This is a genomic window from Citrobacter sp. Cpo221 (assembly GCF_030332345.1).
In the GTDB taxonomy this organism is placed as follows: domain Bacteria; phylum Pseudomonadota; class Gammaproteobacteria; order Enterobacterales; family Enterobacteriaceae; genus Citrobacter; species Citrobacter portucalensis.
Genome location: NZ_JAOWIA010000061.1, coordinates 50,963 through 77,178, shown reverse-complemented (window position 1 = coordinate 77,178; position 26,216 = coordinate 50,963). Strand labels below are relative to the sequence as shown.

At 49.5% G+C, this 26,216-nt stretch carries 24 protein-coding genes and 1 tRNA gene; 12 read left to right on the top strand and 13 right to left on the bottom strand.

Translation table 11 applies throughout. From position 1 onward, the window contains the following. The 5 genes from OGY72_RS22570 to OGY72_RS22550 all read left to right on the top strand — a co-directional run. Positions 1-2,373 (top strand): RecE-related exodeoxyribonuclease (locus OGY72_RS22570; protein WP_286549603.1); only part of this gene is annotated, 2,373 nt, incomplete at its 5' end. 11 nt (positions 2,374-2,384) lie between these two features. Continuing rightward, positions 2,385-3,497 carry a RecT family recombinase gene (locus tag OGY72_RS22565; protein WP_286549606.1) on the top strand — a complete coding sequence of 371 codons (1,113 nt, stop codon included), beginning with the start codon at positions 2,385-2,387 and terminating at the stop codon, positions 3,495-3,497. 34 nt (positions 3,498-3,531) lie between these two features. Next, positions 3,532-3,876 carry a hypothetical protein gene (locus tag OGY72_RS22560; RefSeq protein WP_286549601.1) on the top strand — a complete coding sequence of 115 codons (345 nt, stop codon included), beginning with the start codon at positions 3,532-3,534 and terminating at the stop codon, positions 3,874-3,876. Then, on the top strand, positions 3,869-4,063 hold the full coding sequence (locus OGY72_RS22555; RefSeq protein WP_016156723.1) for a hypothetical protein: 195 nt from the start codon (positions 3,869-3,871) through the stop codon (positions 4,061-4,063). Before OGY72_RS22560 ends, OGY72_RS22555 begins: the two co-directional genes overlap by 8 nt. Beyond that, positions 4,060-4,302, top strand: a complete 243-nt coding sequence (locus tag OGY72_RS22550; RefSeq protein ID WP_016156724.1) for a DUF4060 family protein — start codon at positions 4,060-4,062, stop codon at positions 4,300-4,302. The genes OGY72_RS22555 and OGY72_RS22550 overlap by 4 nt, the downstream gene beginning before the upstream one ends. A 238-nt stretch (positions 4,303-4,540) precedes the next feature. Here OGY72_RS22550 and OGY72_RS22545 read toward each other — a convergent pair whose 3' ends face one another. Both OGY72_RS22545 and OGY72_RS22540 read right to left on the bottom strand, forming a co-directional pair. Continuing rightward, a complete protein-coding gene (locus tag OGY72_RS22545; RefSeq protein WP_286549599.1) occupies positions 4,541-5,734 on the bottom strand; it encodes a tyrosine-type recombinase/integrase in 1,194 nt (397 codons plus the stop codon). Between the two features lie 255 nt (positions 5,735-5,989). Next, positions 5,990-6,163, bottom strand: coding sequence for a YciY family protein (locus tag OGY72_RS22540; RefSeq protein WP_003020684.1), 174 nt, complete (start codon positions 6,161-6,163; stop codon positions 5,990-5,992). A gap of 141 nt (positions 6,164-6,304) precedes the next feature. On the opposite strand from OGY72_RS22540, the gene cls reads away from it, so the two are divergent. Then, the gene (gene cls, locus OGY72_RS22535; protein WP_003020687.1) at positions 6,305-7,765 is read left to right on the top strand and encodes a cardiolipin synthase; all 1,461 of its coding nucleotides are present in this window, start codon (positions 6,305-6,307) and stop codon (positions 7,763-7,765) included. 34 nt (positions 7,766-7,799) lie between these two features. Next, entirely contained in the window at positions 7,800-8,129 is a 330-nt protein-coding gene (locus OGY72_RS22530; protein ID WP_003020691.1) for an HI1450 family dsDNA-mimic protein, read from the top strand. Positions 8,130-8,166: 37 nt separating this feature from the next. Here OGY72_RS22530 and OGY72_RS22525 read toward each other — a convergent pair whose 3' ends face one another. The 7 genes from OGY72_RS22525 to ychE form a co-directional block, all read right to left on the bottom strand. Continuing rightward, positions 8,167-9,003 carry an ion transporter gene (locus tag OGY72_RS22525; RefSeq protein WP_003833361.1) on the bottom strand — a complete coding sequence of 279 codons (837 nt, stop codon included), beginning with the start codon at positions 9,001-9,003 and terminating at the stop codon, positions 8,167-8,169. 45 nt (positions 9,004-9,048) lie between these two features. Continuing rightward, complete coding sequence (gene oppF, locus OGY72_RS22520) at positions 9,049-10,053, bottom strand: murein tripeptide/oligopeptide ABC transporter ATP-binding protein OppF (protein ID WP_003833363.1); 1,005 nt, start codon at positions 10,051-10,053, stop codon at positions 9,049-9,051. Continuing rightward, positions 10,050-11,063: a murein tripeptide/oligopeptide ABC transporter ATP-binding protein OppD gene (oppD, locus tag OGY72_RS22515; protein ID WP_003833364.1), complete on the bottom strand. Its 1,014-nt coding sequence runs from the start codon at positions 11,061-11,063 to the stop codon at positions 10,050-10,052. Before oppD ends, oppF begins: the two co-directional genes overlap by 4 nt. Before the next feature lie 11 nt (positions 11,064-11,074). Beyond that, positions 11,075-11,983 (bottom strand): oligopeptide ABC transporter permease OppC, encoded by a 909-nt coding sequence (gene oppC, locus OGY72_RS22510; protein WP_148361902.1) that lies wholly within the window; start codon positions 11,981-11,983, stop codon positions 11,075-11,077. A gap of 14 nt (positions 11,984-11,997) precedes the next feature. After that, positions 11,998-12,918 (bottom strand): oligopeptide ABC transporter permease OppB, encoded by a 921-nt coding sequence (oppB, locus tag OGY72_RS22505; protein WP_003020708.1) that lies wholly within the window; start codon positions 12,916-12,918, stop codon positions 11,998-12,000. 232 nt (positions 12,919-13,150) lie between these two features. Continuing rightward, positions 13,151-14,782: an oligopeptide ABC transporter substrate-binding protein OppA gene (oppA, locus tag OGY72_RS22500; RefSeq protein ID WP_003020712.1), complete on the bottom strand. Its 1,632-nt coding sequence runs from the start codon at positions 14,780-14,782 to the stop codon at positions 13,151-13,153. Positions 14,783-15,553: 771 nt separating this feature from the next. Further along, positions 15,554-16,201 carry an NAAT family transporter YchE gene (ychE, locus tag OGY72_RS22495; RefSeq protein ID WP_003020714.1) on the bottom strand — a complete coding sequence of 216 codons (648 nt, stop codon included), beginning with the start codon at positions 16,199-16,201 and terminating at the stop codon, positions 15,554-15,556. Positions 16,202-16,688: 487 nt separating this feature from the next. On the opposite strand from ychE, the gene adhE reads away from it, so the two are divergent. Then, complete coding sequence (adhE, locus tag OGY72_RS22490; protein WP_003833375.1) at positions 16,689-19,367, top strand: bifunctional acetaldehyde-CoA/alcohol dehydrogenase; 2,679 nt, start codon at positions 16,689-16,691, stop codon at positions 19,365-19,367. A 242-nt stretch (positions 19,368-19,609) separates the two neighbouring features. Here adhE and tdk read toward each other — a convergent pair whose 3' ends face one another. Next, positions 19,610-20,227 (bottom strand): thymidine kinase, encoded by a 618-nt coding sequence (gene tdk / locus OGY72_RS22485; RefSeq protein ID WP_008784954.1) that lies wholly within the window; start codon positions 20,225-20,227, stop codon positions 19,610-19,612. A gap of 610 nt (positions 20,228-20,837) precedes the next feature. Between tdk and hns the strand changes: the two genes are divergently transcribed. After that, complete coding sequence (gene hns / locus OGY72_RS22480) at positions 20,838-21,251, top strand: histone-like nucleoid-structuring protein H-NS (RefSeq protein WP_003020723.1); 414 nt, start codon at positions 20,838-20,840, stop codon at positions 21,249-21,251. A 136-nt stretch (positions 21,252-21,387) separates the two neighbouring features. On the opposite strand, the gene galU is transcribed toward hns, so the two are convergent. The 3 genes from galU to rssA all read right to left on the bottom strand — a co-directional run bounded on the left by galU (position 21,388) and on the right by rssA (position 24,516). Further along, entirely contained in the window at positions 21,388-22,296 is a 909-nt protein-coding gene (gene galU / locus OGY72_RS22475; RefSeq protein ID WP_003020727.1) for a UTP--glucose-1-phosphate uridylyltransferase GalU, read from the bottom strand. A 204-nt stretch (positions 22,297-22,500) separates the two neighbouring features. Next, entirely contained in the window at positions 22,501-23,514 is a 1,014-nt protein-coding gene (rssB, locus tag OGY72_RS22470) for a two-component system response regulator RssB (RefSeq protein ID WP_003833382.1), read from the bottom strand. A gap of 90 nt (positions 23,515-23,604) precedes the next feature. Continuing rightward, positions 23,605-24,516 (bottom strand): patatin-like phospholipase RssA, encoded by a 912-nt coding sequence (gene rssA, locus OGY72_RS22465; protein WP_003833384.1) that lies wholly within the window; start codon positions 24,514-24,516, stop codon positions 23,605-23,607. A gap of 111 nt (positions 24,517-24,627) precedes the next feature. Between rssA and OGY72_RS22460 the strand changes: the two genes are divergently transcribed. From OGY72_RS22460 to OGY72_RS22450, 3 genes are all read left to right on the top strand, one after another. Continuing rightward, entirely contained in the window at positions 24,628-25,083 is a 456-nt protein-coding gene (locus tag OGY72_RS22460; protein WP_003833385.1) for a YchJ family protein, read from the top strand. Positions 25,084-25,138: 55 nt separating this feature from the next. Further along, positions 25,139-25,981 (top strand): formyltetrahydrofolate deformylase, encoded by an 843-nt coding sequence (gene purU / locus OGY72_RS22455; RefSeq protein ID WP_003020737.1) that lies wholly within the window; start codon positions 25,139-25,141, stop codon positions 25,979-25,981. Between the two features lie 156 nt (positions 25,982-26,137). Further along, positions 26,138-26,216, top strand: a tRNA-Tyr gene (locus tag OGY72_RS22450).

The following is a 26,216-nucleotide window of genomic DNA, read 5'->3' as shown; positions in this document are numbered from 1 at the left end:
GAGATTGTCCGCCTTGAGATGGACACTGATGACTCTTACGTCCAGAACCTGCTGCTGGCTGCTGAGAATGTGGAAGCATTCAAAAAAGCCATTGAGCACGATATTCATAAAGTCGTGAATGCCGTTAAGAAAGTCTTCCCTGTCGACGGTAAGAAACCGGAGCTGGCAACAGTTATCCAGTTCCTGACGGTGTGGTTCAAAACTGATTACATTGACCGCGGCCTACTGGTTAAAGAGTGGAGCAAAGGTAATCGTGTAACAACCATTAATCGCACACCTTCAGGTGCGAACGCCGGTGGCGGTATTGCCTCTGACCGCAAATTCCCGCAAACCATTCTCGGGCTGGAGCATGAAATTGCTCTGGCGTTACGTGCCCGTGACCGCGAATTTGATATTTACAACGTCCCACTGGATATAGAACTACAGGCAAACTCCATCATGAATAAGATGGACGATCCCGAATGGCTGGCGACTCGAGAGAGATTCGTTTCAATGCCTGGTAGCCTGGACTACTCACGTGCCTGCATTATCGCAACAGTAAAAACTACACCAGAAGGGCTTTATGCTGATCCTGTAAAACACCAAGAATATTTGAATAGAGTACTGACGGAAACCGACCACGCCAACCCAGAACCGTTGCTCGTTGATATAGCCTGCGGTCGTTCGTCTATGCCTGTACCTATGAAACAGGAAAAAGTAACGGCTGAGGACGTAAACAAAATTCTTGCAGCTTCCCGCGGCGAATATGTTGAGGGGATTAGTGACCCTACAGACCCGAAATGGATCACAGAAGACCTCGCATTAACCGCCCAACAAATAGATGACCGTTCACCACTTAATGAGGAAACCACCAGCGATGTGCAGATGGAAGAAACTGTCAGTGATGAAAAACAGACTGGTGATGAAGTGCAGTCAGGCGAAAGCCGTCTGGAAACTGGTGAAGAGTCACATACCAGCCAGCAGGCCGATGTAAACCAGAATACGGTTTCTGTCGCCCAAAATTGCGATTTTGTAAACCAAACCGATCCACTTGCGACACAAACCGAGCCAGAAACGCAATCTGACGAACCGGCTGTTGTGTATCCCGCTTACTTCGAGCCAGGCCGCTATGAAGGTCTGCCGAACGAGGTTTATCACGCAGCGAACGGGATCAGCAGCACGCAGGTAAAAGATGCCCGCGTCAGCCTGATGTACTTCAATGCGCGCCACGTAGAGAAAACGATCACCAAAGAGCGTTCTCCGGTACTGGACATGGGTAACCTGGTGCACGGCCTTGCGTTGCAGCCAGAGCAGCTTGATGAAGAGTTCAGCGTTGAACCAGTGATCCCGGAAGGTGCATTTACCACAACGGCAACGATCCGCGCGTTTATTGATGAGTACAACGCCAGCCTGCCAGCGCAACTGAGTGCAGACGACATCAAAGCTTTGTTAGAGGAATACAACGCCACTTTGCCTGCACAGGTGCCGCTGGGTGGTTCAGCCGAGGAAACCGGCCAGAGCTATATGTCGCTGCCCGAAGAGTACCAGCGTATCGAAGCGGATCAGAAACAGACCGCTGCGGCGATGAAAGCCTGCATCAAGGAATACAACGCCACTCTGCCTGCACAGGTGAAAACCAGCGGTAGCCGCGATGCATTACTCGAGCAGTTGGCAATCATCAATCCTGACCTTGTTGCACAGGAAGTGCAGAAGCAGGCGCCGCTTAAAGTGTCCGGTACCAAAGCAGATCTGATTCAGGCCGTAAAGTCTGTTAACCCGAACGCCGTCTTCGCCGACGAGCTGTTGGATGCGTGGCGCGAGAATCCGCATGGGAAAGTGCTGGTCACCCGCCAGCAACTGAGCACTGCACTGAGCATTCAGAAAGCCCTGCTCGAGCACCCGACCGCGGGCAAATTGCTGACACATCCGAGCCGCGCCGTTGAGGTGAGCTACTTTGGATTTGACGACGAAACCGGACTCGAAGTTCGTGTGCGCCCGGATCTGGAAATCGACCTGGACGGCGTGCGCATCGGTGCCGACCTGAAAACCATCAGCATGTGGAACGTTAAGCAGGAAGGCCTGCGCGCCAAACTGCACCGGGAAATCATCGACCGTGACTATCACCTGAGCGCCGCCATGTATTGCGAGACCGCAGCACTGGACCAGTTCTTCTGGATTTTCGTCAACAAAGACGAGAACTACCACTGGATTGCCATCATCGAGGCATCCGCCGAACTGCTGGAGCTGGGCATGCTTGAGTACCGCAAATCAATGCGCGCTATCGCTACCGGCTTTGACACTGGCGAATGGCCTGCGCCGATCACCGCTGATTACACCGACGAACTGAACGACTTCGACCTGCGCCGCCTTGAAGCGCTGCGTACTCAGGCATAAGGGGAACGATGATGGAAAACATGAATATCGTAACTGCAGAGCAACAGGCTCCGAACACTATTTCCGCCAGCAACGCCATTTTTAACGTTCAGGCATTAACGCAGCTTCAGTCAGCGGCGGGCCTAATGGCACAGGCTGCCGTCACGGTACCCGAGCATCTTCGCGGGAATCCTGCCGACTGCATGGCAATCATCATGCAGGCCATGCAATGGGGCATGAACCCTTACGCAGTGGCGCAGAAAACTCACCTGGTCAACGGTGTGCTGGGCTATGAAGCGCAGTTGGTAAACGCGGTGATCTCCAGCTCTAACGCCATCGTTGGCCGCTTTCACTATGAGTACGAAGGCGACTGGTCGAAATGCGCCAGCAGCCGCGAAGAGATCGTGAAGAAGCCTGCAAAAGGCGGTGGGACTTACGACAAGAAAGAAATGGTACGGGGCTGGAACAGCGCCGATGAGCAAGGTTTGTCGGTTCGTGTGGGCGCCGTCATTCGCGGCGAAAGCGAGATTACCTGGGGCGAACCGGTATTCCTCTCCAGCGTGATTACACGTAACTCTCCACTGTGGATTTCGAACCCGAAACAGCAGATCGCATATCTGGCCCTTAAATACTGGGCGCGACTGTACTGCCCTGCGGTCGTTCTCGGCGTGTATACCCCGGATGAAGTCGAGCAGCGCACAGAGAAGGAGATTAACCCGGCGCCGCAACGCGTTAGCTTGGCGGATATCTCAGGTGACACCGTCACAACCACGCAGAGCGCACAAGAATCATCGGTAAATATCGGCTCACTGGCCGATGATTTCCGCGAACGCATCGATGCTGCGCAGGATGTAGACAGCGCCAAAGCGGTCAGGGCTGATATCGAAAGCGCAAAGGCCACGCTGGGTTCAGCCCTGTTCACCGAACTGAAGAACAAAGCAGTAAAACGCTATTACCTGGTTGATTCACGTAACAAGGTTGAGGCCGCGATCAACTCCCTACCGTCTCCGGACGAACCGGATGCAGCAGCGCGTTTCGGGGAAGTTGAGCGAGTTCTGGCAACGGCGAAACGTCATCTGGGCGACGAGCTGCACGATAAGTTCAGCATTACCCTGGCAGATATGAAACCGGAATACGTGGGCTGAGGGAGGCGGGAGGGTTCGCCCTCCCGGTAACGAGATGAGCAAATCATTAAATGCACGTAGCATCCGTCGCTGGGCCGTCGAATTTAAAGGTCGTTGCGACTCGAAATATAGCCCGTACTGGCGCAAGCGGGATCTACGCCGGTATATCCGTGAGTGCGCCCTGACAACTGCCGACTGCATGGTTGAGCGCATGGCAGAGGACAACGCTCTTGTAGATTTTCAGGGTAATGGTCGAGGCTGGTCACCTGAGTTTTCAGCATGGTACAGCGAACGCCGCGCACAGTATCGGAAAGAAGCTCTCACATATCTCAATCATGATGCCACCAATGACGAGATCGACGAGGAAATTCAGAACGAGCTGGAGGCCTGGAATGACTGAGCTGAATTATAACCCGGCAGACCCCGACAAAATGAAACTCCCGAAGGGTAAGACTTGCGGCGACTGCGCCCATATCCGCCGCTGTAAGACAATTTTCGGGCATACCGAAACTGATACATATTGCGATTGGTCGCCGTCTCGAGCAATTTTCCGTCAATCATCCAACCCAGATGGCGGTGAAGCATGAAACTGATTAACCGCGGCAATCAGCAATCCCCGATAGCGCGTCAGGCATGCGACATCGCGCTGGCCACTCATCACGAACGCTACGGCGACTACGGACGTAGCAAGATGAAGGAAACGTACACGGTGAGAGTTGAAGGTGTGAAGGTCTGGGTGGAGGTAGTGAACCGCAAGGCGAGTTACGTGGCCACGGCGATGACAGGCATGCGCAGATTGCGAGCGCTGCCGGGTCAGGTGAGTTGATATTACTTTTATAAATGGCCCAGTACGGGCCATTGGAGAAAAACGATGGATGATATTTTGCTGACGTCAGACCTGACCAGTCGATACAAAATCTCACGTAAAACCCTTTGGTCATGGCAAAGCACAGAAACTATGCCGCGGGGTTTTGCGAAGCCGTTCCCTGCTCCTGATTTTCCTGGTAACCCAAACCGCTGGAAGTCGGAGTCAGTCAAAGAGTGGGAAGGTGTGAAACAGCCAATTAACTGAATGGCTCACCAATGATACTTTCAAGATGGCTCTGCCAAACGTGGAGCCAGTGTTTTTGGTCATCGATGTAGTCGTGCAGATTGTAGTGAGCCATTACACCGACCATCTGATGACCAAGTAGTTTTTCAATCACATGCGGCGGACAGCCAAGTTCTGAAAGGTTTGTCGCGATCGTTCTTCTCATATCATGAAGAGACCAGGGTTCCATTCCCGCAGCGGACCAGATATACCTTGCGTAATTTGAAGCGACTGGCGGATGTACTGGGACATCTTTGATTTCGCCATCCAGTAAACGCTGTGAGGTGACTAAGTGTTTTGTGTTGATCTTCTCAATATGATTTTTTACCAGTCCCACCGCAGCATCAGAAAGAGCCCTTCTCATGTGCACTCGCGTTTTGTAACTTCCAGCAGGAACTATCCATTCATTTTCATCCAGCTTGAACCATGACCTTTCGCTCAACCGAATCTCTGCCGTCCTACAGCCGGTCAACATAATAAATTTCACAAGAAACACGGACTCTATGGACATGCGGTTTTGCAGCCACCGATAAATAACCACCAGTTCACGATCATCCAAGCGCCGCGTTCTCTTTTTCGGTTTTTGGCCAACGTCAGTGGGTAGCAATCCCTCGAGCGGATTGGTCGATATTACGCCTCGGTTAATACAGAACCTGAATGAGCGTTTGCACAGCGAAAGCATATAATGAGCCATCACCCTGCTTTCAATCTGATCAAAAACATCTATCCAGTGCCTTTTTGTCGAATTGTCTACTTTGACGTTTCGCATCGGCTCGGCGATATGCTTGGCAAATACCAACTGATAATAATCTGTCTTTGTCAGTTGATTAGCGATGCAGTGTTTCTCGATCCAATAATTGAATGCTTCCGATACGGCCATGGAACCTTCGCGGGTCAATTTCTCCAGCTTTACTTGCTCTCGGGGATCGAGTCCTTCAGTAAGCCAGGTTCTGAATTGCTGACGCCTTTCCCTTGCCTGAGCAATACTCATTGCTGGATAATCGCCGACATTGAGTTTTACAGCTTTGCCAGCCCATCTGTACCGGTAGAAGAAAGAGACCTTTCCGGCCTGACTGATCCTTGCGTTGAGTCCGTGAGAATCTGAAATAGTTTCGATATCATCGCGTTTCTTGCCAAGGGCCTTCCTGAGCTTTGTGTCAGTGATCATTGTATGGGTACACATTTGGCTTTTGAGTACGCAAAAGTGTACACAAAACTCATTGCTCAAAGATACCCGCAATGTAACACTTGTACTCGGAGTGTGATAATTGGAAGGCTGAAAGGCAGGCGGCAGAAGGGTTCAGCGTAACAGAACGTTTTTGTGCGAAATTCTTCGAAATGGGCTGAATGACAATACAAAAAAGTATTTTAAAAACAGAACGCAAAGCAGACATTGGGCACCGCCAGCGGTGCCCTTTTGGGATCAGATGCTGTGGATCGCAAACAACAACGAGTTACGCTGGTGGTTGAGAATGCACTTTCTGATAGTGTGGATACGCATATTACGACGCGATTGTCCTTCAAGCCAACGTGCTTTACGGCGGCTAGCCTGACGCAGCATCCGCCAGCGTCCCACTTCCGTTCTACTACGCTTCATGTTTACTACTCTTTCAGTCACTGAGCGGCCATTATAACGCCAGACCGAATGCAGACCAGTGGTTTTCCCTTGTTTTTATTTGCCAGATTAATCCTGATGCGTAAACTCTTAACAATACGCTTTCAAAAGGATTTTTAATTTATGACAACCTTCTACACCGTGGTGAGTTGGCTGGTCATTCTGGGTTACTGGGTACTCATTGCTGGCGTAACATTACGCATTCTAATGAAACGACGCGCAGTGCCCTCCGCAATGGCCTGGCTGTTGATCATCTATATTCTGCCATTGGTAGGGATCATTGCTTATCTGTCCTTTGGTGAACTCCACCTGGGTAAGCGACGTGCCGAACGCGCCCGGGCCATGTGGCCGTCAACGGCCAAATGGCTGAACGACCTCAAAGCCTGCAAGCATATTTTTGCCCAGGAAAACAGCAGCGTCGCCTCTTCGTTATTTAAACTGTGCGAGCGCCGTCAGGGAATAGCCGGGGTTAAGGGAAACCAACTGCAGTTGCTCACCAGTTCAGATGACGTGATGCAGGCGCTGATCCGTGATATTCAACTGGCGCGCCACAACATCGAAATGGTGTTCTACATATGGCAGCCTGGCGGTATGGCCGATCAGGTAGCCGAGTCGTTAATGGCTGCCGCGAGACGTGGCATTCACTGTCGCCTGATGCTGGACTCCGCTGGCAGCGTGGCGTTCTTTCGCAGCCCTTGGGCGGCGATGATGCGTAACGCAGGTATCGAGGTTGTAGAAGCGCTGAAGGTGAACCTGATGCGTGTATTTTTACGCCGTATGGACCTGCGTCAGCACCGCAAAATGATCATGATAGATAACTACATTGCTTATACCGGCAGCATGAACATGGTCGACCCGCGTTTCTTCAAACAGGATGCGGGTGTCGGGCAATGGGTTGATTTAATGGCGAGAATGGAAGGTCCTGTCGCCACTGCTATGGGCATTGTCTATTCCTGCGACTGGGAAATTGAGACCGGAAAGCGCATTTTGCCTCCGCCACCAGACGTCAATATCATGCCGTTTGAGCAGGCCAGCGGCCACACCATTCACACTATCGCCTCGGGACCTGGTTTCCCTGAAGATTTGATTCATCAGGCGCTGCTAACCGCTGCTTATTCAGCGCGTGAATATTTAATTATGACCACCCCCTACTTCGTCCCCAGCGACGATCTGTTGCACGCGATCTGCACGGCAGCGCAGCGTGGGGTTGACGTCAGTATCATTCTTCCACGTAAAAATGACTCCCTGCTGGTTGGCTGGGCAAGCCGGGCCTTTTTCACCGAGCTGCTGGCAGCTGGCGTTAAAATTTATCAGTTCGAAGGTGGCTTGCTGCACACCAAGAGCGTACTGGTCGATGGCGAGCTGAGCCTGGTCGGGACGGTTAACCTGGATATGCGCAGCCTGTGGCTCAATTTTGAAATCACGCTGGTCATTGATGATGCCGGATTCGGTGGCGATCTCGCGGCAGTGCAGGATGATTATATTTCGCGTTCACGCCTGCTTGATGCCCGTTTGTGGGTAAAACGACCACTCTGGCAGCGGATAGCAGAGCGACTGTTTTACTTCTTTAGTCCGTTGCTGTAAAACGTGCCCATCAGACAGTAAACAGGTAGTCATTATGGATATGGATTTGAACAATCGCCTGACCGAAGACGAAACGCTTGAGCAGGCTTACGACATTTTTCTCGAACTGGCTGCGGACAATCTGGATCCAGCCGACATCATTCTGTTCAATTTGCAGTTTGAAGAGCGTGGCGGTGCCGAGTTGTTCGATCCGGCAGAAGATTGGCAGGAGCATGTTGATTTTGACCTGAACCCTGACTTCTTTGCCGAGGTGGTGATTGGTCTGGCAGATACAGAAGACGGCGAGATTAACGATATTTTTGCGCGCGTTTTATTATGTCGCGAAAAAGATCATAAGCTCTGCCATATTCTCTGGCGCGAATAATCAAACAAAAAAGCTGCTCTCGCAGCTTTTTTCATTTTTAGCCCGGTAGTTTACTTCCGCAGCGGTTACAAAATTGCGCACTATGTTCGTGCTGCGCCTGCTGGCACTGCGGACATTTTCGTTGGTGCCCGCGCTGCTGGAACGCACTGCTCATGTGCGTGGTAATCAATCCCGTCGGTATTGCAATCACCGAGTAACCAATCAGGATAAGCACAGACGCCACCATGCGCCCCAACGGTGTGTGTGGCGTGATATCGCCATAGCCGACGGTGGTTACAGTAACAATCGCCCAATACACCGACGCATTCAGCGTAGTAAACCCATATTTTGGCCCTTCAATCAGATACATCATCGCGCCAAAAACCACCATCAGGATGGCGATAAAGGAATAGAACAGCATCAGCTGATGTCGGGCGCTTTTTAACGCATTCCAGAACACCCGCAGAGAAGGCATGAAGCGCAGCAGCTTGAGAATACGCAGAACGCGCAGGACACGCATCGCTCGCCAGGCGAAAACATAGCTCAGACTGATTTCCGGCCATAGCCACATCACATACAGCGGCAGAATGGTGGCAAGGTCAATTATCCCCCAGAAGCTGAACACATATTTAGCGGGGTTGGCCCAGCAACATAAGCGCAGAAGATATTCGAGGGTGAAGACCAGAGTAATAAAGATCTCCAGCCAGACAAAAACGCGCCATTCCTCAAAGGTTAAATGATATTGCGTCCCTACTCCGGACTCAATGAAGATAACGATAACGCTGAGCAAGGCAAATAGTGCGCACATACCTTCAAAGCGACGCCCTGAACGGGTATTTAAATCAAATAATTTGCGATAGAGCGCACGGCGGACAGAAGAGACTAAACCTGGCACAGATACCTCACCAAAAAAAGGGCTGACCTTTGTCAGCCCTCAGGATTATAGCGGGTCTACTTTCAGGCAGGAAACTGCATGTCGGAAACTTCCTTCCAGAACCGGGCGCGTTTTTGCGCATTCCGGTCCAGCAATCGGGCAGCGCGTACGGAACACGCAACCGGAAGGAGGATTAATCGGGGACGGTAACTCGCCTTCCAGCAACTGAATAACCTTATTCCTTTCCTGATCCGGATCGGGGATTGGCACCGCAGACATCAGCGCTTTGGTATAAGGATGCAGCGGGTTATGGTACACCTCATCATAGGTCCCTAATTCCACCGCGTGTCCGAGATACATAACCAGCACACGGTCGGAGATATGTTTAACCACAGCGAGGTCGTGAGCAATGAAGATTAACGATAATCCCATTTCGCGCTGAAGCTGTTGCAGAAGATTAACCACCTGGGCCTGGATTGATACATCCAGCGCTGAAACCGGTTCATCGCAGATAATCAACTTCGGTTCGAGGATCAGCGCGCGGGCAATACCAATACGCTGACACTGGCCACCGGAAAACTCATGTGGGTAGCGGTTAATCAGGTTGGGCAGTAATCCTACCTTCATCATCATCGCCTTCACACGGTCGCGGACTTCCTGACCAGGAAGATTCGGATGATAAGTTCGCAGCGGTTCGGCAATGATTTCACCAATGGTCATGCGCGGGTTTAACGATGCCAGCGGATCCTGGAAAATCATCTGGATATCACTGCGCACTTCCCGCCACTCATCGGGTTTCATGCCCAGTAAATCTTTACCCAGCCAGGCAACCTTTCCATCGGTGGCCTTCACCAGGCCGATAATCGCACGGGCAAAGGTCGATTTTCCGCAGCCTGATTCACCGACCACGCCCAGGGTTTCGCCCTCATACAGTCGCAGGGTTACGCCATCAACCGCCTTCAGGGTTTTAGTCGGTTGCCAGAACCACTGTTTGCCATCTTTAATATCAAAATGGACTTTAAGGTCGGCAATCTCAAGGAGCACTTTACGTTGTTCGGTCACCGCATTCATACCAGTTCCTCCACCGGCTTAAAGCAGGCACGCAGGCGGCCTGGACTAAACTCCTCCAGTGGCGGAGCACTGCTACAGATTTCCATCGCATGCGGGCAACGCGGCTGGAATGGACAGCCTTTTGGTAGACGCAGCAGGTTCGGTGGGTTACCCGGTATAGTGAGCATCTCTTCCCCTTCTGCATCCAGACGAGGTACGGCATTTAGCAAACCAATCGAATACGGATGAACGGGCTTATAAAAGACATCCCGCGCACTGCCGTATTCCATAGTACGTCCGGCGTACATCACCAGGACTTTATCGCAAATACCGGCAACAACCCCCAGATCGTGGGTGATCATGATAATCGCGGTGTTGAATTCGCTTTTCAGTTCATTCAGCAGCGTCATAATTTGCGCCTGTACCGTTACATCAAGCGCAGTGGTCGGTTCATCGGCTATCAGTAATTTGGGCCTGCACAACAGTGCCATGGCGATCATTACGCGCTGACGCATACCACCGGAGAATTCATGCGGATACATTTTCATACGCTTACGCGCTTCCGGCATCTTCACCGCATCCAGCATTCTGACTGACTCTTCAAAAGCTTCAGCTTTGCTCATGCCTTTATGCAGCATCAGAACTTCCATCAACTGCTCCCCGACCCGCATGTATGGATTGAGGGACGTCATCGGGTCCTGGAAAATCATCGAGATTTGCTCGGCGCGCAGTTTGTTCAGTTCACGTTCCGGTAAATTCAGAATTTCACGCCCGTTGAACGTTGCGGAGCCCCCGATACGACCATTTGCCGCCAACAGGCCCATCAGGGCAAAGGCCGTTTGCGATTTACCCGAACCGGACTCCCCGACAATACCCAACGTTTCTCCGGCTCGCAGAGAAAAGTTTAAATCGTTGACCGCAGTAACATCGCCGTCGGGGGTAGCAAACGTCACGCGCAGATCTTTTACGTTCAGCAGTGCGTTAGCCTGTTGTTGCGCGAGCGGCGCGGTTGAGGTTTCAATTACGCTCATGGCTGCACTCCTTAACGGTCTTTCGGGTCGAGGGCATCACGCAGGCCATCGCCAATAAAGTTAAAACAGAACAAAGTGACCACCAGGAAACCAGCCGGGAACAGCAGCAGCCATGGTGAGACTTCCATAGAGTTGGCACCATCACTGAGCAACGCGCCCCAGCTACTTAACGGCTCCTGCGTACCTAATCCCAAAAAGCTCAGGAAGGATTCAAACAGGATCATGCTCGGCACCAGCAATGAAGCGTAAACCACCACCACACCCAGCACGTTCGGCACAATATGGCGGATAACGATACGCACGGTAGACACCCCACCCACTTGCGCCGCTTCAATAAACTCTTTGCGCTTGAGACTTAGCGTTTGCCCACGCACGATACGCGCCATATCCAGCCAGGAGACCATCCCGATAGCGACAAAAATCAGCAGAATATTTTGCCCAAAGAAGGTGACCAGCAGGATCACGAAGAACATGAACGGGAAGGAGTTGAGGATTTCCAGCAGACGCATCATCACCGAGTCGATTTTTCCGCCGAGGTAGCCCGACAGAGAACCGTACAGCGTACCAACAACCACCGCGACTAACGCCGCCGCAATGCCGACCATCAGCGAAATGCGCCCGCCAATTGCCACACGCACCAACAGGTCGCGTCCCGACGAGTCAGTACCGAAATAGTGGCCTGATTCCCTATCCGGCGCACTGGACATCATGCCCCAGTCGGTATCGAAGTAGGTAAACTGCGACAACATCGGTGCCAGCGTTACGAACAGCGCAATAATTACCAGCACCACCAGGCTTGCTACCGCCGCGCGGTTATGCATAAAGCGTCGACGCGCGTCCTGCCACAGGCTACGGCCTTCGACCTCCAGCTTTTCACTGAAATTCTCCAGCGCCTCGCTGTTTTTCTTACTTAACATCATAGCGAGCTCCAGTATCAGTAACGAATTTTCGGGTCGATAACGGCATACAGCACATCGACAATCGCGTTAAACACGATGGTCAGCGTACCCACCAGTATGGTCAGACTAAGAACCAGCGAATAGTCGCGATTTAACGCCCCATTGACGAACAACTGGCCAATACCCGGCAAACCATAAATGGTTTCAATAACCATCGAACCGGTGATAATGCCGACAAATGCCGGTCCCATATAGGACAGCACTGGCAACAGCGCTGGTTTTAACGCATGACGGAAAATAATCCGCCGCATCGGCAGCCCTTTAGCGCGCGCGGTACGAATAAAGTTAGAGTGCAGTACTTCAATCATCGAACCGCGAGTAATACGTGCGATACTGGCGATGTAGGCCAGTGACAAGGCCACCATCGGCAGGATCATAAATTTCAGCGCCCCGCCGTTCCAGCCCCCGCCGGGTAGCCATTTCAAGGTTATGGCAAATATCATGACCAATAAGGGAGCGACCACGAAACTGGGGATAACCACCCCGGTCATAGCCACCCCCATCACCGTATAGTCCCAACGTGTATTTTGCTTCAGCGCGGCTATCACTCCGGCGCTAACACCGACGAGTACCGCCAGAATAAAGGCTGCCGCACCCAGCTTCGCAGAAACCGGAAAGCTCGAGGCAACGAGGTCGTTAACCGTGTAGTCTTTATATTTAAAGGATGGTCCAAAATCGCCGTGCGCCAGCTGTTTCAGATAGCTGAAGTACTGCGTCGAGATGGGATCGTTAAGATGATATTTCGCTTCAATATTCGCCAGCACCTCTGGCGGTAACGCGCGTTCCCCGGTGAATGGGCTTCCGGGCGCAAGGCGCATCATAAAGAATGAAATCGTAATAAGAATAAACAGCGTCGGAATCGCTTCCAGACAGCGACGTAATATAAATTTTAACATTGCCCGTACCTTCTGGCGTGTGCCTTTATACCCGTCATACTTCAAGCTGCAAGTGCGTTGGCTTTACTCGCTCACGCCAGTCACTTACTTAAGTAAGCTCCTGGCGATTCGCTGCGTTGCCGCCTTCCTGCAACGTGAAGTGTTTAGGGTATACCTCTCTTTGTCTAAAGAGGTATTTATAGTTCGAAGAAAAAGACACTGTGGGGCAACATGATCGCCCCACGTCTTGCCATTAATGCTTGATAATATACAAGTCTTTAACGTGGATATTATCCATCGGGTCTTTACCGGAGTATCCGCCAACCCATGGTTTCACCAGGCGGGCATTAACATAGTAATAAACCGGTACAATCGCAGAATCTTTATCCAGCTGCTGTTCCGCTTTCGAATACAGTTCGCTGCGCTGCGCTTCATCCGTCACTTTCAGCGTATCCGCAATCAGCTTATCAAATGCCGGGCTCTTATAGTGGACGGTATTATTGGAGCTGTCGGACAGCACCATATTCAGGAAGGACGTCGGTTCGTTATAGTCTGCACACCAGCCCGCACGCGAAACATCATAGTTGCCCTGATGGCGCGTATCGAGGAACGTTTTCCATTCCTGGTTTTCCAGCTTCACATTAGCACCCAGATTTTTCTTCCAGATAGATGCCGCGGCAATAGCCAGCTTCTTATGCAGGTCTGAGGTGTTATACAACAGATCAAAGGTCAGCGGTTTCTCAGCGGTATATCCGGCCTCAGCCAGCAGTTTCTTCGCTTCTTCATTACGTTTTTCCTGAGACCACTTGAACCACTCTGGCTCAACCAGTTTCGCACCATCAGTGTATGGAGGAGTAAAGCTATATGCCGGCAGGTCACCCTGGTTTTTCACTTTATTGACGATAATGTCACGATCCAACGCCAGCTTCAGGGCGGTACGAACACGAACATCGTTGAACGGTGCTTTCTGGTTGTTAATTTCGTAATAATAGGTGCACAGATACGGGTCAACGTGGACTTCGTTCGGGATCTCTTTTTTCAGTTTCTGGAATAACTCAATCGGCATGTTGTTATAGGTCATGTCGATTTCACCGCTGCGATAGCGGTTAACGTCAGTCACTTCAGAAGAAATAGGCAGGTAGGTTACCTGGTTAATAACCGTTTTGGCGTTGTCCCAATAGTTGGTATTACGCTCAAGCACAATGCGCTCGTTGACAACCCAGTCTTTCAGTTTATACGCACCGTTAGTAACGATGTTAGCGGGCTGGGTCCACTTCTCGCCGAATTTTTCAACAGCCGCTCTGGGAACCGGTGAAACGGAGGAGTGCACAAGCAGTTTGTAGAAATAAGGAACTGGTTCGCTGAGGGTAACTTCAAAAGTATGATCGTCGAGAGCTTTTACACCGAGATCGGTGATCGGCTTTTTGCCGGCGATAATATCATCAATATTGACAATATGACCGTACTGCAAATAGCTGGCATACGGTGAAGCGGTATTTGGGTTAGCCAGTCGTTGCCAGCTATACACGAAATCTTGCGCGGTAACAGGCGTGCCGTCAGACCACTTTGCATCTTTACGCAGATGGAATGTCCAGACTTTAAAATCTTTATTTTCCCATTTTTCAGCCACGCCAGGCGATGGTTTGCCATCGACATCACTGATTAATAAACCTTCAAACAGGTCACGGTTAATGTTGGATTCAGGTACACCTTCGATTTTGTGGGGATCGAGTGACTGCACTTCCGAACCGTTATTGCGCACCAGAGTCTGCTTTTCAGCAAGCTGCACACCCGCTGGCACGACTGCCGCCGTGGCAACATTTCCAGCGACTAGCGCAGTTAAGATCCCCGCAGCTACTAAACTTTTTTTAGTGATGTTAGTCATTGTGTTGTACTCCCTCATTATTATGGCTGGTTTTTTAACCAGACTGTTAATCCTGTCAGGATCCCTGTACGGCACCGGAGATTTTCTGCCGTCAGGTGGTTTATTGTTTTACTGCTTGCTATCACCGACTTTATTTATTCTGGCGATTCGTATGACCGCCTTGCGTCGATTCTCTACGTGCCTCCCCTGCCGGAAACACGCTATTACCCTGTTGAGAGAAACTAACTGCAAATGATTCTCATCAACGTGAATTCTTCTGCATAATATCTGGCCGGAAAGTATCAAATGCGTTTCTTAACCGCCAATACATTTTACAAATTTGTTAACCAATTCTCTTTTATTGGAAATAAATCTCACTTAAAAAGTCTTACGAATGAAGATTCGTTATGGAAAATTCATAAAAATCAATACATTATGTCTACTATGGTGTTAACCATCCTGTCCGAAGTCAACGCCATGTCAAAATGCACATAAATTTAACAATTGGTTATTAATTAGCACATTCATCTGAAATAAAGGCTGAAATAACTAATAACATTTCGATAATCCTTCAGCAAGCCCCAGAGTATGATGTTAATAAAATAACAGCAGTATCGGTCTTCACCGGGCGTACTGAGACGTGTTATATCTTTAGAATCAATGACTAACAGAAGAGTTAATCATCAGCATTTTTTATTATTGCTCTGCTGATTTTCAACTTTAGTGAGAAGTTTTACTGATAATGAAATGAAACGGAGCCGGACACGACTCCGTTTGCACAGAAGAGAGGTTTCAGGCCAGCAAACCAGGGAAAATGGATTTGATGCCTGTAACGATAAATTCGATACCCAAAGCCATTAACAGCAGCCCCATAATACGCGTAATGACATTGATACCGGTTTGGCCCAACAGGCGCACTAACCATGGTGCCATGCGGAACAGCCCCCAGCAGCACAGGGCAAACAACGCAATCGCTACAAAAAAGCCAAACAGGTTAATCGCGCTATGATATCGCGTACCCCAAACAATAGTTGAGCTTATCGCCCCCGGCCCCGCCATCAACGGCAATGCCAACGGCACAACGCCGATACTTTCACGAATTGCGGTTTCTGATTTTTCCTGTTTGTTTTGTTTATCTTCCCCTAGTTTTCCGCTAATCATTGACATCGCGATAGTCACAACCAGAATGCCGCCAGCGATCCTGAACGAGTCAATTGAGATGCCAAAGAGTTGCAGAATACCATCACCAAGAAACAGCGAAGTCCACAGGATGATTGCGACAGAAAGGTTTGCCGTGAGGTTGGTTTTGTTTCGTGCTGCGGCAGTTTGATAGCTGGTCATACTGATAAAGACGGGGATGATCCCTACCGGGTTGACCAACGCAAATAACCCAATGAAAAATTTAAAATAGACAGGAAAATCAAATAGCGTTTGGATCACGGTTAGCTCCGAAGCGTTAGCCGGATAAAATGAGTCATAAAAATTGATAAAATCCGCGCTGAAGATACGCCTTTTGTCAGCATACTTCACCTTCTATCTGCGTATATCAATGTAAATACGCTACCAATACTCAGTGTTATTAATATGTATTAAATATGCTAATGTTATTAGCATTCATCACGCCAATTTATTAACACTTAACGAGAAACGCTAAAAGGGCCTGCTGAAAGGTGTCAGCTTTGCGATTTTTTGATCCAGATCACGCAATTACTACTCAGAAGTGAGTAATCTTGCTTACGCCACCTGGAGGTAACGCGTTAGAGTTAACAGGCGCTAGCGTATAAGCTCTTTTAGTAAATCAAAGTAAAGTGGACGTTAATTAACCGTTTGATTTTCAAACCATTACACAAATTTTCGTCGGTCTGTCTATACTCTCGTATCGAGCAGATGATTTACTAAAAAAGTTTAACATTATCAGGAGAGCATCATGGCTGTTACTAATGTCGCTGAACTTAACGCACTTGTAGAGCGCGTAAAAAAAGCCCAGCGTGAATATGCCAGTTTCACTCAAGAACAGGTTGACAAAATCTTCCGTGCCGCCGCTCTGGCTGCCGCAGACGCTCGAATTCCTCTCGCGAAAATGGCCGTTGCCGAATCCGGCATGGGTATTGTCGAAGATAAAGTGATTAAAAACCACTTCGCTTCTGAATACATTTACAACGCTTACAAAGATGAAAAAACCTGTGGTGTGCTGTCTGAAGACGACACTTTTGGTACCATCACTATTGCTGAACCGATTGGTATCATCTGCGGTATCGTTCCAACCACTAACCCTACCTCTACTGCGATCTTCAAATCACTGATCAGCCTGAAGACCCGTAACGCCATCATCTTCTCTCCGCATCCGCGCGCAAAAGATGCAACTAACAAAGCAGCTGACATCGTTCTGCAAGCAGCTATCGCTGCTGGCGCACCGAAAGATCTGATCGGCTGGATCGATCAACCTTCCGTTGAACTGTCTAACGCGCTGATGCACCACCCGGACATCAACCTGATCCTTGCGACCGGTGGTCCAGGCATGGTTAAAGCGGCATACAGCTCCGGTAAACCGGCTATCGGCGTAGGCGCAGGTAACACCCCTGTTGTTATCGACGAAACCGCTGATATCAAACGTGCTGTTGCATCTGTTCTGATGTCTAAAACCTTCGATAACGGCGTAATCTGTGCTTCTGAGCAGTCTGTCGTCGTGGTTGACTCCGTATATGATGCAGTACGTGAGCGTTTTGCGACTCACGGCGGCTACATGCTGCAGGGCAAAGAGCTGAAAGCAGTCCAGGACGTTATCCTGAAAAATGGCGCGCTGAACGCAGCTATCGTTGGTCAGCCGGCATACAAGATTGCTGAACTGGCAGGCTTCTCCGTACCAGAAACCACTAAGATTCTGATCGGTGAAGTGAAGGTTGTTGACGAAAGCGAACCGTTTGCTCACGAGAAACTGTCTCCGACGCTGGCAATGTACCGTGCGAAGGACTTCGAAGACGCAGTCATCAAAGCTGAAAAACTGGTTGCGATGGGCGGTATCGGTCATACCTCTTGCCTGTACACTGACCAGGACAACCAGCCAGAGCGTGTTGCTTACTTCGGTCAGATGATGAAAACCGCACGTATTCTGATCAACACCCCGGCTTCTCAGGGTGGTATCGGTGACCTGTACAACTTCAAACTCGCACCTTCCCTGACTCTGGGTTGTGGTTCCTGGGGTGGTAACTCCATCTCTGAAAACGTTGGTCCTAAGCACCTGATCAACAAGAAAACCGTTGCTAAGCGAGCTGAAAACATGTTGTGGCACAAACTTCCGAAATCTATCTACTTCCGTCGTGGCTCTCTGCCAATCGCACTGGATGAAGTGATTACCGATGGTCACAAACGTGCGCTGATCGTGACCGACCGCTTCCTGTTCAACAACGGTTATGCAGACCAGATCACCTCCGTTCTGAAAGCTGCTGGCGTTGAAACCGAAGTGTTCTTTGAAGTTGAAGCTGACCCGACTCTGACCGTTGTTCGCAAAGGTGCTGAGCTGGCTAACTCCTTCAAACCAGACGTAATCATCGCACTGGGTGGTGGTTCCCCGATGGACGCCGCGAAAATCATGTGGGTTATGTACGAGCACCCGGAAACTCACTTCGAAGAACTGGCACTGCGCTTTATGGACATCCGTAAACGTATCTACAAGTTCCCGAAAATGGGCGTAAAAGCGAAGATGATTGCAGTTACCACCACTTCCGGTACCGGTTCTGAAGTGACTCCGTTTGCGGTCGTTACCGACGATGCAACTGGGCAGAAATACCCGCTGGCAGACTACGCGCTGACTCCGGATATGGCGATTGTTGACGCCAACCTGGTTATGGATATGCCGAAGTCACTGTGTGCGTTCGGTGGTCTGGATGCCGTCACTCACGCTCTGGAAGCTTACGTTTCAGTACTGGCTTCTGAGTTCTCTGACGGTCAGGCTCTGCAAGCGCTGAAATTGCTGAAAGAAAACCTGCCAGCGTCTTACCATGAAGGTTCTAAGAACCCGGTAGCGCGTGAGCGTGTACACAGTGCAGCAACTATCGCCGGTATCGCGTTTGCTAACGCCTTCCTGGGTGTATGTCACTCAATGGCGCACAAACTGGGTTCTCAGTTCCACATTCCTCACGGTCTGGCGAACGCCCTGCTGATCAGCAACGTTATTCGTTATAACGCGAACGACAACCCGACTAAACAGACTGCATTCAGCCAGTACGACCGTCCGCAGGCACGCCGTCGCTACGCTGAAATCGCAGACCATCTGGGTCTGAGCGCACCGGGCGACCGTACTGCCGCGAAAATCCAGAAACTGCTGGGCTGGCTGGAAGAAATCAAAGCTGAATTGGGTATTCCTAAGTCTATCCGTGAAGCTGGCGTTCAGGAAGCTGACTTCCTGGCACACGTGGACAAACTGTCTGAAGATGCGTTTGACGACCAGTGTACTGGTGCTAACCCACGTTACCCGCTGATTTCTGAACTGAAACAGATCCTGCTGGATACCTACTACGGTCGTGAGTATAGCGAAGGTCAGACCGCCGCTAAGACTGAAGCAGTAGCTGCACCGAAAGCAGAAAAGAAAGCGAAGAAATCCGCTTAATTTGCTCAGATAAGTTTTAGTTTCATCATAAACGGTCCCAATTGAATTGGGGCCGTTTTTTTTCGTCTTGTGTTATGAAAATCGGGGAATACACAATTTAACCATGTGAATAGAATGGCAGTGTAAGAGATGTATTCAGGAAGATGTGAGACTAGCCGTCAGAAGAGAGTCTGACAGGGTAGAGAACATTGACGAAGGTTCCGGCCTACCCTGTGTTTATAAGCGCTCAGAAGCGTACAGGGTTAATCGTGGCTGTGTCGTTCTTGTATCGCCGTCAGAGAGCCCTCAGACTGCGCTTGTTTGTAGTGTTTACGACATACCGACACATAGCGTTCATTCCCGCCGATAACCACCTGCTCGCCCTCGTTATAAGGTCTTCCAGCCTGATCAAGGCGTAATACCATGCTGGCCTTACGGCCACAGAAACAAATGGTCTTTAATTCAACCAGTTTATCTGACCACGCAAGCAGGTATTCGCTGCCACCAAATAACTCACCACGAAAATCAGTACGTAAGCCGTAACACAAAACAGGAATATCCAGTTGATCGACAACTTCAGATAATTCATAAACCTGTTGTCGGGTCAGAAACTGAGACTCATCGACCAGTACACAGTGAATTCTTTGCTGCGCATTCTCGGCGCGAATCTCTTCGAACAATGATGAATTTTGGTTAAACAATTTTGCAGGTGACGACAGACCTATACGTGAACTTACTTTTCCAGCACCAAAACGGTCATCAATTTCCGCTGTATATACAACGGCACGCATCCCACGTTCCTGATAATTGTACGAAGATTGCAACAATGCAGTCGACTTACCTGCGTTCATTGCAGAATAGTAAAAATATAGTTGTGCCATTGACCGAAGGCCCTCACCCGGGGAAATAAATATGGGCTGGATTGTATCATATTTCACGAACATGTCGGTGTAGCGTTGGCCGCAAAGGCGTATAAATGAGCGGGCAAGCTCGCACAGTGCCACCTGAATTTAAGTAACGGGTAGTGAGAGAGCATACAACCATCGACCAAACAGCCTGAGCTCGGACGCGTATATACACACTCTTTCACAAATAGTGCTCATGAAATTTATCAATGTCACTTATCATCATACGGCAATAAAGAACCCCTTCCCATATTGTTATTGAATCTACCTACTGTCGCCATGTATTAGCGAATTCACGTAAGCAAAACTAATACAAAAGGTTGAAATCACTGCAAAGAGATACTATTTGTACACCATAAAATGTGACCTGAATCTTGAATTTTTACTCTCAGCCGCTGAGAAGCCCCCTCGCCAATAAGCCTTTTTTATGCCCAACATCATGGGGAATTTAAGACAGGAGAATTAATTCTGATACTAAATAAAGCGCAATTTTGAATTCCTTACATTCCTGGCTATTGCACAACTGAATTTATCGCTCTATTATTAGCTCAACAAACCACCCCAATATAAGTTTGAGATTACTACAATGAGCGAAGCACTTAAAATTCTGAACAACATCCGTACTCTTCGTGCGCAGGCAAGAGAATGCACTCTGGAAACGCTTGAAGAAATGCTGGAAAAATTAGAAGTTGTAGTTAGCGAGCGTCGCGAAGAAGAAAGCGCTGCTGCTGCTGAAGTTGAAGAACGTACTCGTAAACTGCAACAATATCGTGAAATGCTGATCGCTGACGGCATTGATCCGAACGAATTGCTGAATAGCATGGCTGCTGTTAAATCTGGCACCAAAGCTAAGCGCGCTGCACGTCCGGCTAAATATAGCTATGTTGACGAAAACGGTGAAACTAAAACCTGGACTGGCCAGGGTCGTACACCGGCAGTGATCAAAAAAGCTATGGAAGAACAAGGTAAACAACTGGACGATTTCCTGATCAAGGAATAATTCAGAAATAGTTTGTTTAAAATCCCGCCACTGGCGGGATTTTTTTTACCGGTACTTCGCTCAAACCTACCCGGATTAGGTATAAAAAAACGGCGCTGTTAATACAGCGCCGTTCTGACCAGATAATACCAGAAGGTTACTTCTTAATACCCATCTCGTCTTCCAGCCAGGCTTTAAATTCGGCGCCGAGAGTATTATGGCGAATACCATATTCAACGAACGCCTGCATATAGCCCAGTTTATTACCACAGTCGTGGCTTTTGCCCTTCATGTGATAAGCTTCAACCGTCTCTTTTTCAATCAGCATATCGATAGCATCTGTCAGCTGAATTTCATCACCCGCTCCCGGAGGGGTTTTAGCCAGCAGAGGCCAGATATCGGCACTAAGAACGTAACGACCCACAACGGCCAGATTAGAAGGCGCAACATCAGCTTTTGGTTTTTCAACCACACCAACCATCGGGACGCTTTCGCCCGGGGATAATTCAACGCCTTTACAATCCACAACGCCATAAGCCGTAACATCTTCTACCGGTTCAACCATAATCTGGCTGCTACCTGTTTCATCAAAACGATGAATCATTTCGGCAAGGTTGTCGCGGGATAAATCAGATTCGTATTCGTCAAGAATTACGTCCGGCAGGATTACAGCTACCGGTTCATCGCCAACCACAGGGTGCGCGCACAATACCGCGTGGCCCAGACCTTTAGCCAGCCCCTGACGCACCTGCATAATAGTCACATGTGGCGGACAAATAGATTGCACTTCTTCCAGCAGCTGACGTTTTACACGTTTTTCCAGCATCGCTTCAAGTTCAAAACTGGTGTCGAAGTGGTTTTCAATGGAATTTTTAGACGAGTGAGTTACAAGTACAATTTCAGTGATGCCCGCAGCAATACATTCGTTTACGACGTACTGAATTAATGGCTTATCAACCAACGGTAGCATCTCTTTCGGGATTGCTTTCGTAGCCGGTAACATCCTGGTTCCTAATCCCGCAACTGGGATAACGGCTTTTTTGACTTTTGAATTAAGGGCAGCCATTTAAAACTCTCCTGGACTGTTCATGTATTGAACGTGTTCATCATTCTGTATCGCATCCGAGTATATCAGTACAGCGACAAGCTTCTGGTATGAAAAGGACGCGCGTCGGTATAATTAAGATAAATACGAATAAATCTGGCGCTGATAGTAGCACTCACAACATGGGGAGGGTGAACCAATTTCATTTGCACGCCTCTCAATTGTTCATTCCGCAGACAACATCAAGCGCAGGCGACCTCCCGCCCCCCAAATCTGGCATTGCCATGACTCACAATGTTGGCTCAGCTGATTAAGATACGTATTACCTAAGGTACCCAGCGGAACGCCATTGCTGATTTGCACTTGGTGGGAACCGGTATTTAATGTCGCATTCAGCCCTGCTGATACCAGAATTAGATTTTTTAATCCGCTGTGGTAATACCCTACCAGCAAGGGAAACTGCCCTGGTAAATTGGCTTGCCGCAACAAATGATTTACCTGTTTCAATAACGTACCTAGCTCTGGCAACCGTTGATTTTGTTGTGTCAGTTGCTCCTGCAGTAAACCATTAAATAGCGCTCGCAGTAATAATGCAGCCAGCACGCCATTATCCCCTGCCCGCGTCACATCAAGGCAATAGAATGCAAGGTCATGATCCGACAGCGGCGCAATATCCAACACCAGCCCCGGTTGGTCGGCTGCCACCAATTGTCGATAGTTAATGCGACAGTGCGAGAGCACTTGCGACACTGGAGGCTGTAATTCTTTTAGCAACTTCGCAGCAGCAGCTGGATCGTCCACCATCGCATCCCAGTCGCGAAACAGCCGTTCTTCTTCTTCCACGCGTGAATTAAACATGTTGGGATAAAGACAGGCAAAGACGGTTTCTCGCAAGCGATTAAGGTCTTTCACCGGCTTCAACAGGACATCATCCACACCGAGTCGTAGCGCTTTGGCTATGTCGGACATGTTTTCCGTCGCAGAAATCACCAGTATCGGGGTCTGATCGCCACGATTGCGTAAATACTCAACCAGTTTGAGACCGTTCATTCTTGGCATAGCCAGGTCGCAGATCATCAGGTCGGGTTTAAAATGCCCAAGCAAGTCCAGTGCTTCAAGTCCGTCACCAGCTACCGCCGTTGTCGCTCCCAAAGAGGAAAACCATGAGTCCATGAGTGAGCGAAATACCGGCTCATCCTCAACGATAAGAATCTGTTTTCCGACCAATGGCTGCGTCATATTCTCCCCCCTGACTGGCTTTAATAAATAGTGGCATGCTATTGCCACTCACGCCTGTCAGAATTAGCTTAAGTGTTGATAAAAAATGCGTTAGACGTTGGTTTTCACCAGGGGTAGAAGCTCATCCATTTTCTTCTCGACCGCTAACTGCCCGGCAGCAATTGCCGCACTGGCGCGGTGAAAATCCAGCGTGGATATTTGTGGACAAAACGGCTGAATCAGAATGTCTGGAGGGTCACCGGCCATGCGGTTACGTTTCAGTCGGTTTTCCAGAACCTGAATAGACGTCGTCATAATCTCCATCGCCGTGGGCGCAGTTACTGCACGCCTGGCCGTAATGTTGCTCAAGCGTTCTTTCAGACGGGCATGCCATGAGAGTTCGTCACCATCATCACCCGATTCGGCATCGCTATTGACGTTGAAGGAGAGTAAATCTTGTTGCATGAGATGCGCATCGTGTTGCAGGTCGACCGCAATAACAATATCGGCCCCCAACGCGCGAGTCAGGGAGACAGGGACAGGATTCACCACCGCACCATCGACCAGCCAGTAACCATTGTGCGCCACAGGTGACATCAGGCCAGGAATACTGCAGGAGGCCCGGACAGCCAGATGTAAATCACCTTCGGTGAACCAAAGTTCCCGACCCGTACTCAGATTGGTGGCCACTGTTGCGAAACGGCGAGTACATTGCTCAATTGCTTCTACCGGCATCACATTACGGTACTGATTGAATACCCGTTCACCGCGCAGTAAACCTCCCCTGCGCCACGAGAGATCCATCAACCGCAAAACATCCCAATAGCTGAAAGAACAGACCCACTTTTCGAGAGCAGGCAGCTTATTGCAGGCGTAGGCAGCGCCAACCAACGAACCGATGGAGCACCCTGCCACGATATCAACATCAATACCCATATGCTTAAGGGCTTTAATAACGCCAATATGCGACCAACCTCGCGCCGCGCCGGAACCTAGCGCCAGCCCAATTTTTATTTTTCTCATTATACGTACAAACTTCCCCTGGCTTGCAGACGTAGCAACATCGCTACCGCTCAGTTAACATAGTGCCACTCTGGCGTTTTTACGCCGTTTTTATATTCCAGGGAGTACTTTGTGTCTCAGCTTTGTCCCTGTGGTAGCGCTGTCGAGTATAGCCTATGTTGCTACCGTTATGTGTCCGGCGCGCAAGTAGCACCTACGCCGTCACACCTCATGCGTTCTCGTTACTGTGCTTTTGTGATGAAAGACGCAGATTACCTTATCAGGACCTGGCATCCGAATTGTCATGCGGCCGAGTTTCGCGACGACATTATCGCAGGATTTACTCATACCGAATGGCTTGGACTGACCGTTTTTGAACAAGAGACGGCAGACACAGAAAATATCGGCTATGTCAGTTTTGTCGCACGGTTTTCTGAACAAGGTAAAACAGGTGCAATTATCGAGCGCTCTCGTTTTTTAAAAGAAAACGGTCAGTGGTACTATATAGATGGTACACGCCCTCAAATTGGACGAAACGATACCTGCCCTTGTGGCTCAGGTAAAAAATTTAAAAAGTGCTGCGGCTAATCAACGCCCGACAGTATCAATTTTGCAAACATTCTCAACAGGATCACCGCTGCAAATGCATTCATTACAACGAAAAGTGCTGCGTACTATTTGCCCGGACCAAAAAGGTCTGATCGCGCGCATTACGAATATCTGTTACAAGCATGAACTGAACATCGTGCAGAACAATGAGTTTGTGGACCACCGTACCGGACGCTTTTTTATGCGCACCGAACTGGAGGGCATTTTTAACGACGTCACGCTGCTTGCCGATCTGGACAGCGCCTTACCTGAAGGCTCGATTCGTGAATTAACCCCAGCAGGCCGCCGCCGCATCGTCATTTTGGTCACCAAGGAAGCGCATTGCCTGGGCGATTTATTAATGAAGGCCAATTATGGCGGGCTGGATGTTGAAATCGCCGCGGTGATCGGCAATCACGAGACCTTGCGTCCTCTGGTTGAACGGTTTGATATTCCGTTTGAGCTGGTGAGCCATGAAGGTTTAACACGTGACGAACATGATCAGAAAATGGCTGATGCTATCGACGCCCACCAGCCGGACTATGTCGTGCTGGCTAAATACATGCGCGTTCTGACCCCGACATTTGTTTCACGCTTTCCGAATAAAATTATCAATATCCACCATTCATTCCTGCCAGCATTCATTGGTGCTCGTCCGTACCATCAAGCTTATGAGCGTGGCGTGAAGATCATCGGCGCGACGGCCCACTACGTGAATGATAACCTCGATGAAGGCCCAATCATTATGCAGGACGTGATCCATGTTGATCACACCTACACTGCCGAAGATATGATGCGCGCGGGTCGCGACGTTGAAAAAAATGTATTAAGCCGTGCGCTGTATCAGGTTCTGGCTCAACGCGTCTTTGTTTACGGTAACCGAACGATTATTCTGTAATCGATTGATAAGTTAATTGGTTACCTTTACATCTTTACGTGTAAAAATCAGGCAACCAGTTCTTTTTTATCAACGGAATGCTTTACAGGGGCGCATCATTTGATATGATGCGCCCCGCTTCCAACGGAAGCAGGCCAGTAATTAGCATTACCCCGTGGTGGGGTTCCCGAGCGGCCAAAGGGAGCAGACTGTAAATCTGCCGTCATCGACTTCGAAGGTTCGAATCCTTCCCCCA